Origin of the sequence: Bosea sp. RAC05 (assembly GCF_001713455.1) — a bacterium.
Lineage (GTDB): Bacteria > Pseudomonadota > Alphaproteobacteria > Rhizobiales > Beijerinckiaceae > Allobosea.
Map to the genome: position 1 here is coordinate 2553335 of NZ_CP016464.1, position 15012 is coordinate 2568346.

Genomic DNA, 15012 nt, shown 5'->3' on the forward strand with positions numbered 1-15012 from the left:
TCAGCGCCTCGCCGCCAGGCCTTCGGGCCTGATCGCCAGCACCGCGACCATGATCAGGAAGGTCAGCATCACCGCATAGGTCGGCATGTAGACCGAGCCGAACTGCTCGGCGAGGCCGACGATCAGCGCCCCTACCGCCGCGCCCGGGATCGAGCCCATGCCGCCGACGATGACGACGACGAGCGAGGACAGCAGGATGCGCGTATCCTCGCCCGGCTGCAGCGACTGGAAGGTGCCGCCGACGACGCCGGCGAGGCCCGCGAGCCCGGCCCCGAAAGCGAAGACCATGACGAAGACGAGCTGCACGCGCACGCCGGTCGCCGACAGCATGTCGCGATCGTCCACCCCGGCGCGCACGAGCATGCCGACCCGCGTGCGGTTGAGCGCCAGCCACATCAGCACGCCGACGACGATCGCCCCGATCAGGATGGCGATGCGCACCAGCGGGTAGGTCATCATCACCGCCTCGCCATTGCTGCGCAGCGCGACCGCCAAGGGCAGCGTCACCGGCCCCGAGAGCCAGTCCGGCGCCGTGACCTGGAAGGTGTCGCCGCCATAGCTCCACAACAGCAGGTCGGCGAAGATGATCGAGAGCCCGATGGTGACGAGCGTCTGGCGGAGGTCCTGGCCCTCCATCCAGCGAAAGAGCAGCACCTGCATGAGGATGCCAGCCAGCGCCACGACGAGGAAGGCGACCAGCAGCGCCATCAGCCAGGAGCCGGTCCATTCGCCGACGCTGTAGCCGACATAGCCGCCGAACAGATACAGCGAGCCGTGCGCGAGGTTGACGTTGCGCATCAGCCCGAAGATCAGCGTGAACCCGCTGGCGACCAGGAAATACAGCGCCCCCAGCGTGATGCCGTTGAACAGCGCGCTCAGGAAGACGCGCTTGCGCCCGAACATCGCCTCCATCCCCGGCGTCCAGATCGAAAAGACGAGCCAGGCCAGGACGGCGAGCGCCAGCAGGATGATCAGCGACCAGATCGGGCGGCGGGCGACGAAGTCAGACATGGCAGGCCCGCAGCGATGGGCCGGACAGGAGCGGCGGCTGGCCGACACGGCGCAGGACCCGGCGATAATCGCGCGGCGCCATGCCCATATGGGCGGTGAAGAAGCGGGTGAAGACGCTCTGGCAGGAGAAGCCGAGCGTCTGGCTGATCTGCGTCACCGGATCGCCCGAGAGCACGAGGCGATCGAGCGCGGCGTCGAGCCGGACGGTGTTGGCGAAGACGGTCGGGGTGACGCCGACCTGCTCGCGGAAGAGCTTGAAGAAATGCGCCCGCGACAGCCCGGCCTCCCGGGCGACACGGGCGAGCGCGCCCTCATGGGCGGGATGGGCCTCGATCAGGCGCTGCGCCCGTGCCACCCGCCGATCGAGCACGCTTTCCGGCGCGACATGCAGCAGGGCGGAGGCGAGGTCCTGGCCGATCGGCTCGCTCGAGGCCTGGGCCAGGGCCATCAGCACGGGCGCCAAATTGAGGTCGCGATGCGCCGACAGCAGCATTTCGACCGCCTCGTCACGCCAGGAGGCGAGTTCGCGGGTGATCACCAGCTCGGACGCCGGGAAGGCCAGCGCACCGGGCGGCGTCATGGTCTGGGCCGCGAGCCATTCGGGCTTGAGATAGACGACGAGGAAGAGGCCGAGCGCGCCCGCCCGTTCCGGCTGGAAGTTGTGCGGCTCCCACGGGTTGATCGCCACCCCCATGAAGGGGTCGACCAGCGTGGCGCGGCCATTCACGGTCACGATCCCGCGCGACCCTTCGAGGAAGAAGATCAGATGGGCCTCGCGGTGGGCGTGCAGCACCAGCGGGCGGTCGAGATCGTAGATCGCGACGCGGCCGAAGGGGCCGTGGCAGACCGCAACTGCGCGACTCATGATGCCTCGCGAAAGTAGGTCCGACGCAGGAAGCTGGGCCTCGTCAGGCAAGCCACCGGCTTGGCACCGCGAGATCCGCTCGCAGGCGCCGGGAGTCGGGACGTGACGGAAGCGGAGGGGGCACGCAGGGCGCGCGTCCCCTCCATCGGGCGCTCGTGCGCCCTATTTCTTGCATTCCGGATTGGTCCGGGACGGCAGGCCGATCGCCTTGAACGCCTCCAGCGGGAGGCCCAGCGTCTGCGTCACGTCCGGCACGGCGCGCACGAACTTGTTGGTCAGATCGCCATTGGGCAGCTCAGCGACCTCGGTGATGAAGGTCGTGGCGATCGCCTGCCGGTTGTCGTCGAGCCGGATCTTGCCGTTGGGCGCATTCAATTCGACCTTGGCGAGTTCGGCGCGCAGCTTGGCCCCGCCATCCGAGAGGTCGCCCTTGACCTTGTCCATCGCGATCGAGAGCGCCATCACGGCGTTGTAGTAGTTGGTCGCGAAGAGCGAGGGGCTGGCGAAGCGCTTGTCGGCCGGGAAGGCGTCCTGATAGGTCTTCACCCAGGTCTTCCAGCGCGGATCGTCCCAGGCGTCCGCGACGCCGCCCGACGAGGGCGTGCCGACGAGCAGGCGCTTGGCGGCGCCCTTCGACGACAGCACGGTCTGGTCGACCATGATCGAGCCGCCGATGAACTTCGCCTTGCCGCCGGTCTGGCTGTACTGGTTCAGGAAGTTGACCGCGTCGCCGCCGCCGAGACCGAGAAAGACGGCATCGACATTGTCGGGGATGTTGGCGATCACCGAACCGAAGTCCTTGGTGCCGAGCGGAACCCACTGGCGCTGGACGATCTCGCCGCCTGCGCGGCAATAGCCGATCGCGAAGCCGAAGACCTGCGTGTAGGGGAAGGAGTAGTCCTCGGCGATCACCGAGATCTTCTTGTAGCCCTTGTCCTTCAGCACGTATTCGCCGAGACCGGCCATCCACATCGCGCCGTCGCTGTTGAAGCGGAAGAAGTTCGGCGAGGGATTGACGAAGGTCGTCTCGAGCGCGCCCGACGAGCCGTTGACCATGACGAGGTTCGGCACCGTCTTGCTGTAGTCGCGCATGGCGATGCCTTCGGAGCCGGAGAGCGGCCCGATGATCAGCTGCACCTTGTCCTGCTCGACCAGCTTGCGGGCCGCGCGCAGCGCGGAATCCGGGCTGGCGTCGGTGGCCGTGATGATGAACTCGAATTCGCGCCCGGCCATCTTGTTGCCGAGTTCCTTGGCCGCGATCTGGACGCCGCGGACGCCGTCTTCACCGCCGGACGTCAGAGGGCCCGACAGCGTCGCCATCACACCGATCTTGAGTTTTTCCTGGGCATGCGCGGCCGGTGCAGCCGCGACGAAACAGGCCGCGATGGCGGCCGCAAGCGTCTTGCGCATCGTAGTCCTCCCTGCGTGCTGGCCGCGCCGAAGGTTCTGACGGCGAAGCCGGTGGCGGCTTTTGGAACCGCTCTGAGGACACGGTAACATAGCGCCTGACGCTGCCAAGACCGCGGATATTGCGCTGGGTCTGCTTTTTGGGCGGCCGTCGAAACGGGATGCGCGCGGCTTGGAACGCATCCCGACCTGACCTGGCGGCGGCCCCGCGCCGCCGCTGTCGGCCGCCGCGGGAACCGTTCTGGCGGCGGGCGTGGTGTCGCGCGACCGTCAGCGCCCCTCGGACGAGCCGGAGGAGGCCGCGCGCGCCGCCGCGAGGGTTTCGAGCGTCGCCAGGATGGTTGCGAGATCCTCGACGTCGCCATATTTCGCGTCGATGTCGAACAAAGCGGCGTCATGGGGGCCGGGATGGCGGTCCCCGACGCATTCGCGCGCGACGATCGGGCGGAAGCCGTATTGCAGCGCGTCGACCGCGGTGGCCCGCACGCAGCCGGAGGTCGAGCATCCCACGAGGATGACCGTGTCGATGCCCTGCGCCGTCAGCGTCGGCGCCAGCGCCGTGCCGAAGAAGCTGCTCGGATAGGCCTTCTCGAAGACGATCTCGTCGGAAAGCGGGGCGACCGCGGGGTCGAACTCCGCCAGCGGCTCGCCGCGCACCATGGCGCGCAGCGCCGGCACCTTCTGCACGAAGAGCCCGCCGTCGCGCCCGGAGGGATGGTAGATGGGCCGCGTGTGCAGGACCGGCACGCCGAGCCTGCGCGCCTGGGCGAAGAGGGCCCGCGTCTGCGCCACCGCCCCGACCACGCCCTCGGCATAGAAGGGCGCGCCGGGCGTCGTGTAGGAGCGCACGAAGTCGATCGCGATCACGGCCGGGTGCCGGCCGAAGCCGAGCCGGTTGTTGAAGACGCCGCGGTAGTTCTCCGCCGCACTCTCCCGAGGCGAGACCCCTGAGGGCGCGAAGGCCTGCGGGCCATAGGCCGGCTCGTCCTGCTTGCGCTCCACCGAAGCGCGCAGGGGCAGGGTCGAGGGCTGGCGCTGCGCCAGGGCGAGCCAGCGGTCGAGATGCTCGGGCGCGAGCCTGTCGAAGCCGCGGCTGGCGGCGAGTGCCGCGATGCTCTCGCGCGTCCAGGTCATCGTGCCGTCTCCGTCATCGCGCGCTGCGCCCGCCAGGGCGTGCGGTCCTCGTAAGCCGCGGCGAGCGCGAGGATATCGCTCTCGCTATGGCGGCGGCCGACGATCTGCCAGCACAGCGGCAACCCGGCCGGCGTGAAGCCGATGCACTGCATCAGGGCGGGATGGTCGGAGAGGTTGAACGGCGTCAGCAGCGTCTGCGTGGTGAAATCCGTCATTTCCGGCTCGACGCCGAGCCGCGGCGCGACATGCAGCGGGCCATAGGTGACGAGCGCGTCGTAGCGCTGGATCAGCGCATCGATCTGCGCCGCGATCTGGCCGCGCCGCCTCTGGGCGGCGATGTAGTCGACGGCCGAGGCCAGCGACCCCGCCATCAGCTTGTCGCGCAGCGCGAAGCCGAGCTCGCCCGGTCGCTCGCGCAGCTCCTTCTCGTGGATCGCCGCCGATTCCGGCGGGCCGATCAGCCGGGTCACGGCGTAGCAATCCGCCGCGCTGACGGGCAGGGCGACGGTCTCGAGGATCGCGCCCTCGGCCTCCAGCAGGGCGACCGCGTCGGCGAAGGCGGCGGCCAGCGGTGAGTCCGGCGGGGGCATCCCGGGGCCGGGATCGGACACGACCGCGATCCGCAGTCCGGCGAGGCCCGGGCGGCCCGGCACCGTCGGGCCCTTGCCGGTGAGTTCGCCAAAGATCAGCGCCGCATCGCGCGCGGTCCAGGCGAAGATCCCCGGTTTGTCCAGCGTGTAGCAATTGGGCAGGATGCCCGAGCGGTCGAGCACGTCGGAGGTGGCGATCAGGCCGAGCGTGCCCGTCGCGGCCGCCGGCAGGCGCACCGAGCCGGTGGTGTCGGAGCCGAGCGCAAACAGCGTGGTCCCCGCCGCGACGCTCGTACCGGCACCGGTGCTGGAGCCGCCGGCGAAGCGTTCCGTGTCCCAGGGATTGCGGGCGGTCGGGAAGGGCAGGTCGAAATACTCGCCGCCATTGCCGGTGCCGAACTCCCAGGTGTTGAGCTTGCCGAGCAGGATCGCGCCGGCCGCGCGCAGCCTGGCGACGAGCGCCGCATCCTGCGTCGGCACATGGTCGAGCCTGACGCGGGAGCCCGCGGTCGCGGGCAGCCCGGCGGCGTCGTAATTGTCCTTCACCGCATAGGGGATGCCGTGCAGCGGCCCGCGCCGCCGGCCGGCTCGGATCTCCGCTTCCGCCTCGCGGGCAGCGGCGCGAGCCTGCTCGGCCGCGACATGAATGAAGCTGTGGATTGCCCCGTCCACTGCTGCGATGCGCGCGAGGCAGGCCTCGACGAGATCGACCGGTGAGAGCGTGCCGGCGGCGATGCGCTCCGACGCCTCGCAGACGCTCAACTGCCAGAGCGGGCGATCGATGACCACGCCGTCAGACATCGTTGCGCGCCAGATGGGCGAGCACGGCATCGAGCGGCTCGACATCGCCGAACTTCGCGTCGATGTCGAACAGATTCCAGGCGACGGCGCCGGCGATCCGGTCGCCCACCGCCTCGCGCACCACGATCGGGCGGAAGCCCTCGGCGATCGCGTCCTCGGTCGAGTGCCGGACGCAGGCCGAGGCCGTGACGCCGGTCAGGATCACCGTGTCGACGCCCATGCCCTTGAGCAGGCTCGACAGGTTGGTGCCGTGGAAGGCGCTCGCCCGCTTCTTCAGGATGACGAACTCGCCCTCGCGCGGGGCGAGTTCGGCGTCGATCTCCGCCTCCCAGCTGCCGGTCTTCATCGCCTCGATCGGCACCTTGCGCGACCACAGCCCCATGTCACTGTGCGGGCCGGCGGTCACGTCATAGGCCGTGGTGGTGAAGATGATCGGCAGGCCTTTGGCGCGGCAGGCGTCGAGCAGCGCCCGGTTGGCGGGAATGACGCTGTCCATGCCGCCGCAGGTGAAGGGGCTGCCCGGCCGCGTCCAGCCATTGGCCATGTCGATGACGACGAGTGCCGGCGCCTGGCCCCAGCCGACGCGGCGCTCGAAGCCGCGCTGCGCATAGAAGGCGGAATTCTCCGCGAAGATCGATCGCAGGCTCTGGTCCAGCACGTCGCTCATGGCGGCTTTCCTCTCGCGGTCGGGGGGCTCAGGCTTCGGGGCGGTATTGCGGCGTTTCGAGATCGATCACCGGCGCCAGGACCTCGCCCATCGCGAGCAGCCGCGCATCGTCGAAGCGCGGCGCCACGATCTGCACGCCGACGGGCAGGCCGATCGGCCCGGTCGTGCAGGGAATGCCGAGGCAGGGGACGTGCAGCAGCGTCCACATCGCGTTGAAGACATGGTCGCCGGTGTTGTAGCTGCCCTCGGGCGCCTCGCCGGGCGCGGCCGGGGTCAGCACCACGTCGAAATCAGCATAGAGCGCTTCAAAAGCGCGCCGGCATTCCGCAGCGAGGTCATAGGCGGCGATCAGCTGGGCCGGCGTGATGCCGAGCTTGTTCTCGGCGCGGTCGCGAAAATCCTGGTGCAGCCGGTCGCCGAATTCGAGCGCCGCATCGAGGAAGGAGGCGCGGCCCTCGCCCATCATGATCGTGTGCTGGGCGTCGAATAGGCCGCCGAACGGCTCGGGCAGCGTCAGTTCGGTCACCGTCACCCCGGCCTGCCGGAGCCGGTCGCAGGCGAGGTCGAACGCCTTTTCGCCCGCGGGCTCGATCTTGCCCCAATAGGGCGTGCGGCAGGCCGCCACCTTGAGTGTGGTGAGGTCGGGCGTCGTGAGTGCACCGACATCATGCAGGCGGAAGGCGGAGGCGACGAGCGAGAGATCCGCGACGCTGCGGCCATACCAGCCGATCGTGTCGAGCATGTTGGAATACTGCTTGGCGCCCTCGCGGCTGACCGAGCCCCAGGTCGGTTTCAGCCCGTAGATGCCGTTGAAGGAGGCGGGGCGGATATGCGAGCCGCCGGTCTGGGTGCCGAAGGCGAGCGGCACCTGCCGGTCGCCGACCGCCGCGCCCGAGCCGGAGGAGGAGCCGCCGGGCGTATGGGCGAGGTTCTTCGGGTTGCGCGTCGCCGCCCGCCGGCCGCCGGCCGCGAACTCCACCGTGTCGGTCTTGCCGAGGATGACCGCACCGGAGAGCCGCGCCACGCCGACGCAGGCTGCGTCCCGTGACGGCCTGTGGCCCTGGAACACCGGCGAGTTGTAGGTCGTCGGCATGTCGGCGGTGTCGATCATGTCCTTCACGCCGAAGGGGAGCCCGTGCAGCGGGCCCTTGACCGGATGCTTGTCGACCTCGCGGGCGGCCGCGATCGCCTTGGCCTTGTCGAGATGGAGCCAGGCCTTGACCTGCGGGTCGCGGGCCTCGATCCGGGCGATGCAGGAGCGGATCAGGGTCTCGCTGGTCAGCTTGCCGTCGCGGATCTGCGCGGCGGCCTCGGCTGCGGTCAGAAAACAGGGTTCCATGGGCTCGGGCTTTCTCAGGCGGCGGAGAGGAGGCGGGTGCGCTCTTCGGCACCCGTGTCGATGACGGATTGGAGCGCCTGCGCGATCCCGAGCAGCCGCGCATCGGACAGGCGCGGGCCGACGAGCTGGACGCCGACCGGCAGGCCGAGCCCGCCCAGGATGGCGGGGATGGCGACGCAGGGCGTGTGCAGCAGCGTCCAGAGGCCGTTGAAGATCCAGTTGCCGACGTTCTGGAGGCCCTTCGGCGCCTCGCCGGTCGAGGCCGGCGCCAGCACGGCGTCATAGCCCGCGGCGATGGCGTCGAACTCTTTGCGGCAGATGTCGGACAGATCGAACGCCTCGACGAGCCGTTTCGGCGTTACACCGCGCCCGTTCTCGACCGTCAGCCGCAATTCCGGATGGAGCTTGTCGCCATGGCGCAGATATTCGTCATGCAGCGCGACGCGCCCCTCGCCATACATGATCATCGTATGGGCCTCGGCGAGATCGCCGAAATGGGCGGGGAGGACGATCTCCTCCACGACCGCGCCGGCCTTGCGCAGCCGCTCGACCGCCGCGGCCATCGCTTGTTTCGCGCCGTCCTCGGCCTGGGCCCAGAACGGGGTCTCGCAAGAGCCGATGCGCAGGCCCTTCACGTCGGGAACGGCGATGGCCCCGGTTCCCTCGAGCCTGAATGCCTGCGCGGCCAGGACCAGATCCTCGACGCTGCGGCCATACCAGCCGACCGTGTCGAGAATGGCCGAGATCATGTGCACCCCCTCGCGGCTGACGGTGCCCCAACTGGGTTTCAGCGCGTAGATGCCGTTGAAGGAGGCCGGCCGGATATGCGAGCCGGCGGTCTGGGTGCCGAAGGCGAAGGGCACCTGAAAATCCCCGACCGCCGCGCCCGAGCCCGAGGAGGAGCCGCCCGGCGTATGGGCCGCGTTGTAGGGGTTGGTGCTGGCGGCGCGGCGCGAATTGAAGGCGAACTCGACCGTGTCGGTCTTGCCGAGGATGACCGCGCCCGCCTGGCGCACGATCCCGACGCAGGCCGCGTCGCGCGTCGGGCGGTGGCCCTGCCACGCCGGCGAATTATAGGTCGTCGGCAGGTCCGCCGTGTCCATGATGTCCTTCACGCCGAAGGGCAGGCCGTGCAGCGGCCCCATGGACGGGCGCTTGTCGATCTCGCGCGCCTGGGCGATGGCGTGGGCGCGATCGACATGGAGCCAGGCCTTGACCACCGGGTCGCGCGCCTCGATCCGCTCGAGGCAGGAGCGGATCAGCGCCTCGCTGGTGAGCCGGCCCGTCTTGATCGCCTCGGCGGCCTGGGCCGCCGTCAGGAAGCAGGGTTCGGTTCCCGTCACGGTGCGGCCCGCCGCGGCGTCACGGTGAAGAGATGGGCGGGTTCGTCCTCCTCGGAGGGCATGCGTCGGACGCCGAGCCCGGCTTCGCGCACGGTCTTCGCCAGCTCGGCGAGCCGCGCGAACTGGGCTTCTGGCAAGCCGTTGAGCCCATGCCGCTCGGCATAGAGCCTGATCTCGTCGAGGCTGGTGGTCTGGATGTCGGACATCGTCGTTCCTCGATGGGTCAGAGCGCGGGGCGGCGCGCGCGCCAGGGCGTCGCGGATTCATAGGCCTGGGCGACCTGCAGCACGGTCGCCTCGTCGAAGAAGCGGCCGACGATCTGGGCGTTGAGCGGCACGCCGCCGGCATCGTAGCCGGTGCAGAGCGACAGCGCCGGGTGGCCGGTGACGTTGAACACCGAGGTCGCGGTGTCGGTGGTGAAGGGGGTGATCGTCTCCGGCTCGTCGAAGCGCGGCGCGACATGGAAGGCGCCCGCGATCAAAAGCGCGTCGCAGGAGGCCATCAGCGCATCAGTCGCCGCCGTCAGCGTGCGCCGCAGCCGCGTCGCGGCGAGATAGTCCGCGGCGCGGACGGTGAAGCCCGCCATCATCTTCTCGCGCAGGGCCTGGCCCATCAGCGCGCTGCGCTCGAGGAAGTCCTTCTCGTGGATCGAGTATGACTCCGCCCAGTTGATGACCTTGGTCACGCTGCGGTACTCGGCCAGCGGCGCCGGCAGCCGGACCTCGCGGATGATCGCGCCCTGCGCCTCCAGCAGTGCGGCCGCCTCGTCCATCGCCTGCGCATTGGCGGCGTCGAGCGCCTCGCCACCCGGTCCGAGATCGCGGACATAGCCGATGACCAGCCCCTTCACGCCGGCATGCAGCGCCTTGCGGTAGTCGGGGACGGGCATGTCGGCGCTGGAGGGGTCCTCCGCGTCGTACCCCGCGATCGCCTGCATCACGATGGCGTTGTCCTCGATCGTCCAGGTCAGCGGGCCGGTATGGTCGAGCGTCCAGCAATTGGGCAGGCAATGCGCCCGGCTGACCCGGCCGAAGGTCGCCTTGAGGCCCTGCAGCCCGCAGGCGGCGGCCGGCAGGCGGATCGAGCCGCCGGTGTCGGATCCGAGCGAGAACATCGCCAGCCCCGCTGGAACCGAGGCTCCCGCGCCGGTCGAGGAACCGCCGGTAAAGCGTTCCAGATCCCAGGGATTGCGTGCCACCGGGAAGGGCAGGTCGTGATAGACCCCGCCATTGCCGGTGCCGTATTCCCAGGTGTTGAGCTTGCCGAGCAGGATCGCGCCGGCCGCCTCCAGCCGGGCCACCGCCGTCGACGTCGTCGTCGAGACATGGTCCAGCATCAGCCGCGAGCCGCCGGTCGTCGGCAGGCCGGCGACGTAGTAATTGTCCTTCACCGCGAAGGGGATGCCATGCAGCGCACCCTTCCAGCGCCCGGCCGCGATCTCGGCCTCGGCGATGCGGGCGGCGGCGAGTGCGCGCTCGGCCGTCACGGTGATGTAGCAATGCAGGGTCGCGTCGAGCGCGGCGATGCGGGCGAGGAAGGCCTCGACCAGCGTCACCGGCGAAAGCTGCCCGCTGCCGATCAGGCGCGAGGCCTCGGTGACGGTGAGATAGTGCAGCGGGGTGCTGTCGGTCGCGAAGCTGGCGGCGGGGCTCGGCTTGTTCATGGCGGCACCTCTCATTCGGCCGGGACGCGCCTTGCGTCCTCGGCCGGCATTGCGGGAAAGACACCGGCCGCCCGCAGCAGCCGGAAGACGTGAGGCGAGGACAGGATCACCAGGAAGATCCGGACGAGGTGGAAGGCGACGATGATCGGCACATCGAGGTGCAGGACCTTGGCGGTGATGCACATCTCGGTGACGCCGCCGGGCGAAGTCGCCAGGATCATGTTGGCCGGCGAGATTCCGGTGAGATGCGCCACCAGCAGGCCGACGCTGGCGCAACCGGCCATCAGCACCGCGAGATTGAGCAGGGCAGCGGGGATGAAGCGGCGCATGCTGGCGAGCAGCGCGCGCTGGAACTGCGAGCCGATCTGCGCTCCGACCAGCACCTGCCCCGCGGCCGAGAGCCAGGGCGGGATCGAGGACAGGTTTGCCTCGAACAGGCCCAGCAGGCAGCCCACCGCCATCGGCCCGAGCAGCCAGGCGTTGCGGAAGCGCAAAGCCGCCAGCAGCGCCGAGAAGCCGAGCGAGAAGGCCAGCGTCGCCAGCAGGCCGGGGGCGGAGGCCGGCAGTACGCCATGGACATTGGTGCTGCTGCCGCCGGCGCCCAGCAGCGTCAGCGCGCTCGGGATCACGATGGTCACGCTGACGACGCGCAGCAGCTGCGTCACCGCGATCGGCAGTGGTTGCCCGCCGAAACGCTCGCCGATCAGGCTCATCTCGGCGACCCCACCGGGCACGCTGCAGAAGAAGGCGGTGGCGTGGTCGATGCGCGCCGTGCGGGCGAGCAGGAAGGAGGCTGCCGCACCGACGACCAGCGTGATCGCGCTGGCGGCGATGATCACCGGCAGGTGCGACAGCACCATGCCTGCCGCCTCCGGCGTGAAATAGAGACCGAGCGCCGTGCCCAGCACCAGCATGCCGGCGATGCGACCGACCGGCGTGCCCGCGACCGGCAGGCCGCAGAAGGTCGCCAGCCCGCTGAACACGATCGGCCCGATCATCCAGGGCAGGGGCGTCCCGAGCGCATTGAAGACGGCGCCGCCGAGGGCACCGATCGCGAGGCCGAGCGCGATGCGCCCGAGATGGCCGGGTGAGATCATCGTCGCGCCGCTCAGCTCGCCTTCAGGAGGGGGGCCTGCAGCAGCGGCGCCTGGGCGAAGCCCGGGCCGGGGCCGTATTGCAGGCAGCGCGCCCTCTGGCCGCCCTCGAGCGCGATCAGCTCAGGCTGGAGGGAAAGGCAGGGCTCGCGGGCGGCCGAGCAGCGCGGCGCGAAGGGGCAGCCGGCGGGAAGATCGGTGAGATCGGGCGGCGAGCCGGGGATCGGGTCGAGCGTCGCGCCGCGCATGTCGGCATGGATCGTCGAGTTCATCAGCCCCTGGGTGTAGGGGTGGCGCGGCGCATCCATCACCTGCTCGACCGAGCCGGTCTCGACGAATTGGCCGGCATACATCACGGCAATCTTGTCGGCGACTTCGCAGGCGACGCCGAGGTCGTGGGTGACGAAGATCGTCGCCATGCCGAGCTCGCGCTGGAGTTCGCGCAGCAGCAGCAGGATCTGGATCTGCACGGTGGCGTCGAGCGCCGTCGTCGGCTCGTCGGCGAGCAGGAGCTTGGGCTTGCAGGCGAGCGCGAGCGCGATCATGCCGCGCTGGCGCAAGCCGCCCGACAATTCGTGCGGATAGGCGGCGAGCCGGCGCTTCGCCGAGGGCACCTGGACGAGTTCGAGCAGTTCCAGTGCCCGAGCGTTGGCGGACCGGAACGAAATGCCCTCGTGATAGACCAGCGTTTCGGCGATCTGTTCGCCGATGGTGAAGACCGGGTCGAGCGCCGTCATAGGCTCCTGGAAGATCATCGAGATCAGGCCGCCGCGGATCCGGCGAAGCTGATTCTCGCCGAGCGCGAGCACGTCCGTGCCGTCGACGGTGATGCGCCCGCCGATCCGGGCCGTCGGCGGAAACAGCCGCATCAGCGCCCGCAGCGTGACGCTCTTGCCCGAGCCGGATTCACCGAGCACGCACATCGACGAGCCGCGATCGAGCGTGAAGGAGACGCCGTTGACGACGGCGATGTCGAGATCGCGTCCGGTGAACCGGACGGTGAGATCTTCGACCTCGACCAGAGGGGTACGGGTGGGGACCGCAGTCGGCGCGGCCGTGGCAAGGGGGGAGGTTGGGGTCAATGCACCGCTCCCTCGCTTGGCGCCGCGCTATGGCCGGAGCCCGGGCGGTGCGCGTGACAGGCGACCGGATGCGTCTCGCCGCCCTTGAGGCTGCCCAGAAGCGGTACCGTCTCCGAACAGACCGGCTCGGCGATCGGGCAGCGGGTCCGGAAGCGGCAGCCGCTGGGCGGGTTGATCGGGTTGGGCGGGTCGCCCGACAAGGGCGGCTTGCTCATCCGCCGGCGCGGATCCATCGACGGGCGCGAGGAGAGCAGGGCGCGGGTGTAGGGATGTTTGGGCGCGCGATAGATCTCGTCGACCGGGCCGACCTCGACCGCCTTGCCGAGATACATCACCAGCACGCGGTCGCTCATGTACTGGATCACGTTGAGGTCGTGCGAGATGAAGATGTAGGTCAGCTCGAGATTGCGCTTCAGCTCCTGCAACAGGTTGAGCACCTGCGCCTCGACCGACTTGTCGAGCGCCGAGACGGCCTCGTCGAGGATCAGCAGCCGCGGCCCCATGGTCAGCGCGCGGGCGATGTTGACGCGCTGCCGCTGGCCGCCGGAGAGCTCGTGCGGATAGCGCTGGGCGAACATGTCCGGCGTCAGCCCGACCATGCGCAGCATGCTGGCGGCGCGGGTCTTGGCGTCCTTGACCGCGGTGCCCTGCGCGATCAGGCCGAAGGCGATCGAATCCTCGATCGTCATGCGCGGGTTCAGCGACGAATAGGAGTCCTGGAAAACCATCTGCATCTGCCGGCGCAGGTCGCGCACCGAGAGTCCGCGCAGCGCCCCGACCGCCTCGCCGTCGAAGATGATCTCGCCGGCATCGGGCACCATCAGATGCATCAGCAGCCGCGCCGTCGTCGACTTGCCGCAGCCGGACTCGCCGACGATGCCGAGCGTCTCGCCCTTGTCGACGACGAGATCGACGCCGTCGACCGCCTGCACCCAGGCCTGGGCCCGGCCGAGCAGCCCGCCGCGGATGGGAAAGTGCTTCTTCAGCCCCTCGACGATGAGGAGCGGCTGGGCGGGCCCGCCGCGGTCGCGCGGGTCCGGATCGCTGGGAACCGCGGTCATGGCGGCCCCACGCGGGGAGGTGGGAACGGCGCTCATCGCGGGGACCTCACTGCTTGACGTCCATGGCGCTGCGCAGGCCATCGCTCATCAGGTTGAAACACATCGAGGTGATGAAGATCATCGCGCCGGGGATGATCGCGTTGAGCGGAGCGACGTAGATCGCCTGGCGCAGCGTGTTCAGCATCAGCCCCCATTCCGGCTCGGGCGGCGTGATGCCGAGGCCGAGGAAGGACAGCCCCGAGGCGAGCACGATCGAGACGCTGATCAGGCTGGAGGCGTAGCTCAGGATCGGCCCGGTGACGTTGGGCACGACATGGGCGGTGACGATGCGCCAGTTCGCGGCGCCGGTCGCGCGCGCGGCCTCGACGAAGTCCTGAGCCCGCATCTGCGTTGCGACACTTTCGGCGACGCGGGCGATGGGCGGGATGAAGACCAGCGTCAGCGACAGGATCGTGTTGCCGATGCCCGCGCCCAGCACGCCGGAGATCGCGACCGCCAGCAGCACGGACGGGAAGGCGTAGAAGACATCGATCACCCGCATGATCAGCATGTTGACGGCGCCGCCGACATAGCCGGCGATCACCCCCAGCGCCCCGCCGATCAGCGTCGCCAGCAGGACGGGCGTGAAGCCGGTGAAGAGCGAGAGCCGGCCGCCATAGATCAGCCGCGAGAGCAGGTCGCGCCCGAGCTCGTCGGTGCCGAGCCAGTGGCGCGCATCGCCGGGCGCGATCAGCCGCCGCGCCATGCTGGTGCGGTAGGGGTCGTGCGGGGCGATCAGCGGCGCGAAGATCGCCGCCAGGATGATCAGCATCAGCACGCCAAAGCAGATCATCGTGAAGCGGTCCTGCAGCAGGCGGCGCAGCACGTTGCGCCAGAAACTGCGGGTGGCCGGGCGCTTGCCCTTGAGCGGGGCGGTGCCGGCGACGGCGATGGCGGGCTGCGACATGGCTTGTCC

The 15012-nt window shown here is 69.8% G+C and carries 14 protein-coding genes; all 14 read right to left on the reverse strand.

Features of this window, described 5'->3' with window-relative positions; genetic code table 11:
* A complete protein-coding gene (locus BSY19_RS15590; protein ID WP_069054945.1) occupies positions 1–1011 on the reverse strand; it encodes a branched-chain amino acid ABC transporter permease in 1011 nt (336 codons plus the stop codon).
* On the reverse strand, positions 1004–1876 hold the full coding sequence (locus BSY19_RS15595) for a helix-turn-helix transcriptional regulator (RefSeq protein ID WP_069054946.1): 873 nt from the start codon (positions 1874–1876) through the stop codon (positions 1004–1006). The genes BSY19_RS15590 and BSY19_RS15595 overlap by 8 nt, the downstream gene beginning before the upstream one ends.
* A gap of 162 nt (positions 1877–2038) precedes the next feature.
* Positions 2039–3286, reverse strand: a complete 1248-nt coding sequence (locus BSY19_RS15600; RefSeq protein WP_069054947.1) for an ABC transporter substrate-binding protein — start codon at positions 3284–3286, stop codon at positions 2039–2041.
* A 267-nt stretch (positions 3287–3553) separates the two neighbouring features.
* Positions 3554–4417 carry an isochorismatase family protein gene (locus BSY19_RS15605; protein WP_083247638.1) on the reverse strand — a complete coding sequence of 288 codons (864 nt, stop codon included), beginning with the start codon at positions 4415–4417 and terminating at the stop codon, positions 3554–3556.
* The gene (locus BSY19_RS15610; protein WP_210184377.1) at positions 4414–5796 is read right to left on the reverse strand and encodes an amidase; all 1383 of its coding nucleotides are present in this window, start codon (positions 5794–5796) and stop codon (positions 4414–4416) included. Before BSY19_RS15610 ends, BSY19_RS15605 begins: the two co-directional genes overlap by 4 nt.
* Before the next feature lie 4 nt (positions 5797–5800).
* Positions 5801–6475: an isochorismatase family protein gene (locus BSY19_RS15615; RefSeq protein ID WP_069054948.1), complete on the reverse strand. Its 675-nt coding sequence runs from the start codon at positions 6473–6475 to the stop codon at positions 5801–5803.
* 28 nt (positions 6476–6503) lie between these two features.
* Positions 6504–7814, reverse strand: a complete 1311-nt coding sequence (locus BSY19_RS15620) for an amidase (RefSeq protein ID WP_069054949.1) — start codon at positions 7812–7814, stop codon at positions 6504–6506.
* Between the two features lie 14 nt (positions 7815–7828).
* Positions 7829–9157 (reverse strand): amidase, encoded by a 1329-nt coding sequence (locus tag BSY19_RS15625; protein WP_210184378.1) that lies wholly within the window; start codon positions 9155–9157, stop codon positions 7829–7831.
* Entirely contained in the window at positions 9154–9363 is a 210-nt protein-coding gene (locus tag BSY19_RS28155) for a hypothetical protein (protein WP_069054950.1), read from the reverse strand. The genes BSY19_RS15625 and BSY19_RS28155 overlap by 4 nt, the downstream gene beginning before the upstream one ends.
* Positions 9364–9380: 17 nt before the next feature.
* Positions 9381–10820, reverse strand: coding sequence for an amidase (locus BSY19_RS15635; RefSeq protein WP_171905154.1), 1440 nt, complete (start codon positions 10818–10820; stop codon positions 9381–9383).
* An 11-nt stretch (positions 10821–10831) separates the two neighbouring features.
* Positions 10832–11917: an AbrB family transcriptional regulator gene (locus BSY19_RS15640; RefSeq protein ID WP_069054951.1), complete on the reverse strand. Its 1086-nt coding sequence runs from the start codon at positions 11915–11917 to the stop codon at positions 10832–10834.
* Positions 11918–11928: 11 nt separating this feature from the next.
* Complete coding sequence (locus BSY19_RS15645; protein ID WP_171905155.1) at positions 11929–12996, reverse strand: ABC transporter ATP-binding protein; 1068 nt, start codon at positions 12994–12996, stop codon at positions 11929–11931.
* Complete coding sequence (locus BSY19_RS15650; protein ID WP_069054952.1) at positions 12993–14057, reverse strand: ABC transporter ATP-binding protein; 1065 nt, start codon at positions 14055–14057, stop codon at positions 12993–12995. Before BSY19_RS15650 ends, BSY19_RS15645 begins: the two co-directional genes overlap by 4 nt.
* 46 nt (positions 14058–14103) lie before the next feature.
* A complete protein-coding gene (locus BSY19_RS15655; RefSeq protein ID WP_083247642.1) occupies positions 14104–15003 on the reverse strand; it encodes an ABC transporter permease in 900 nt (299 codons plus the stop codon).
* Positions 15004–15012: the final 9 nt, after the last annotated feature.

Bases quoted from the DNA above. Each gene is read 5' to 3' on its own strand.
- BSY19_RS15590 (WP_069054945.1), bottom strand. From the start codon at position 1,011: ATGTCTGACTTCGTCGCCCGCCGCCCGATCTGGTCGCTGATCATCCTG.
- BSY19_RS15595 (WP_069054946.1), bottom strand. From the start codon at position 1,876: ATGAGTCGCGCAGTTGCGGTCTGCCACGGCCCCTTCGGCCGCGTCGCG.
- BSY19_RS15600 (WP_069054947.1), bottom strand. From the start codon at position 3,286: ATGCGCAAGACGCTTGCGGCCGCCATCGCGGCCTGTTTCGTCGCGGCT.
- BSY19_RS15605 (WP_083247638.1), bottom strand. From the start codon at position 4,417: ATGACCTGGACGCGCGAGAGCATCGCGGCACTCGCCGCCAGCCGCGGC.
- BSY19_RS15615 (WP_069054948.1), bottom strand. From the start codon at position 6,475: ATGAGCGACGTGCTGGACCAGAGCCTGCGATCGATCTTCGCGGAGAAT.
- BSY19_RS15620 (WP_069054949.1), bottom strand. From the start codon at position 7,814: ATGGAACCCTGTTTTCTGACCGCAGCCGAGGCCGCCGCGCAGATCCGC.
- BSY19_RS28155 (WP_069054950.1), bottom strand. From the start codon at position 9,363: ATGTCCGACATCCAGACCACCAGCCTCGACGAGATCAGGCTCTATGCC.
- BSY19_RS15635 (WP_171905154.1), bottom strand. From the start codon at position 10,820: ATGAACAAGCCGAGCCCCGCCGCCAGCTTCGCGACCGACAGCACCCCG.
- BSY19_RS15640 (WP_069054951.1), bottom strand. From the start codon at position 11,917: ATGATCTCACCCGGCCATCTCGGGCGCATCGCGCTCGGCCTCGCGATC.
- BSY19_RS15650 (WP_069054952.1), bottom strand. From the start codon at position 14,057: ATGACCGCGGTTCCCAGCGATCCGGACCCGCGCGACCGCGGCGGGCCC.
- BSY19_RS15655 (WP_083247642.1), bottom strand. From the start codon at position 15,003: ATGTCGCAGCCCGCCATCGCCGTCGCCGGCACCGCCCCGCTCAAGGGC.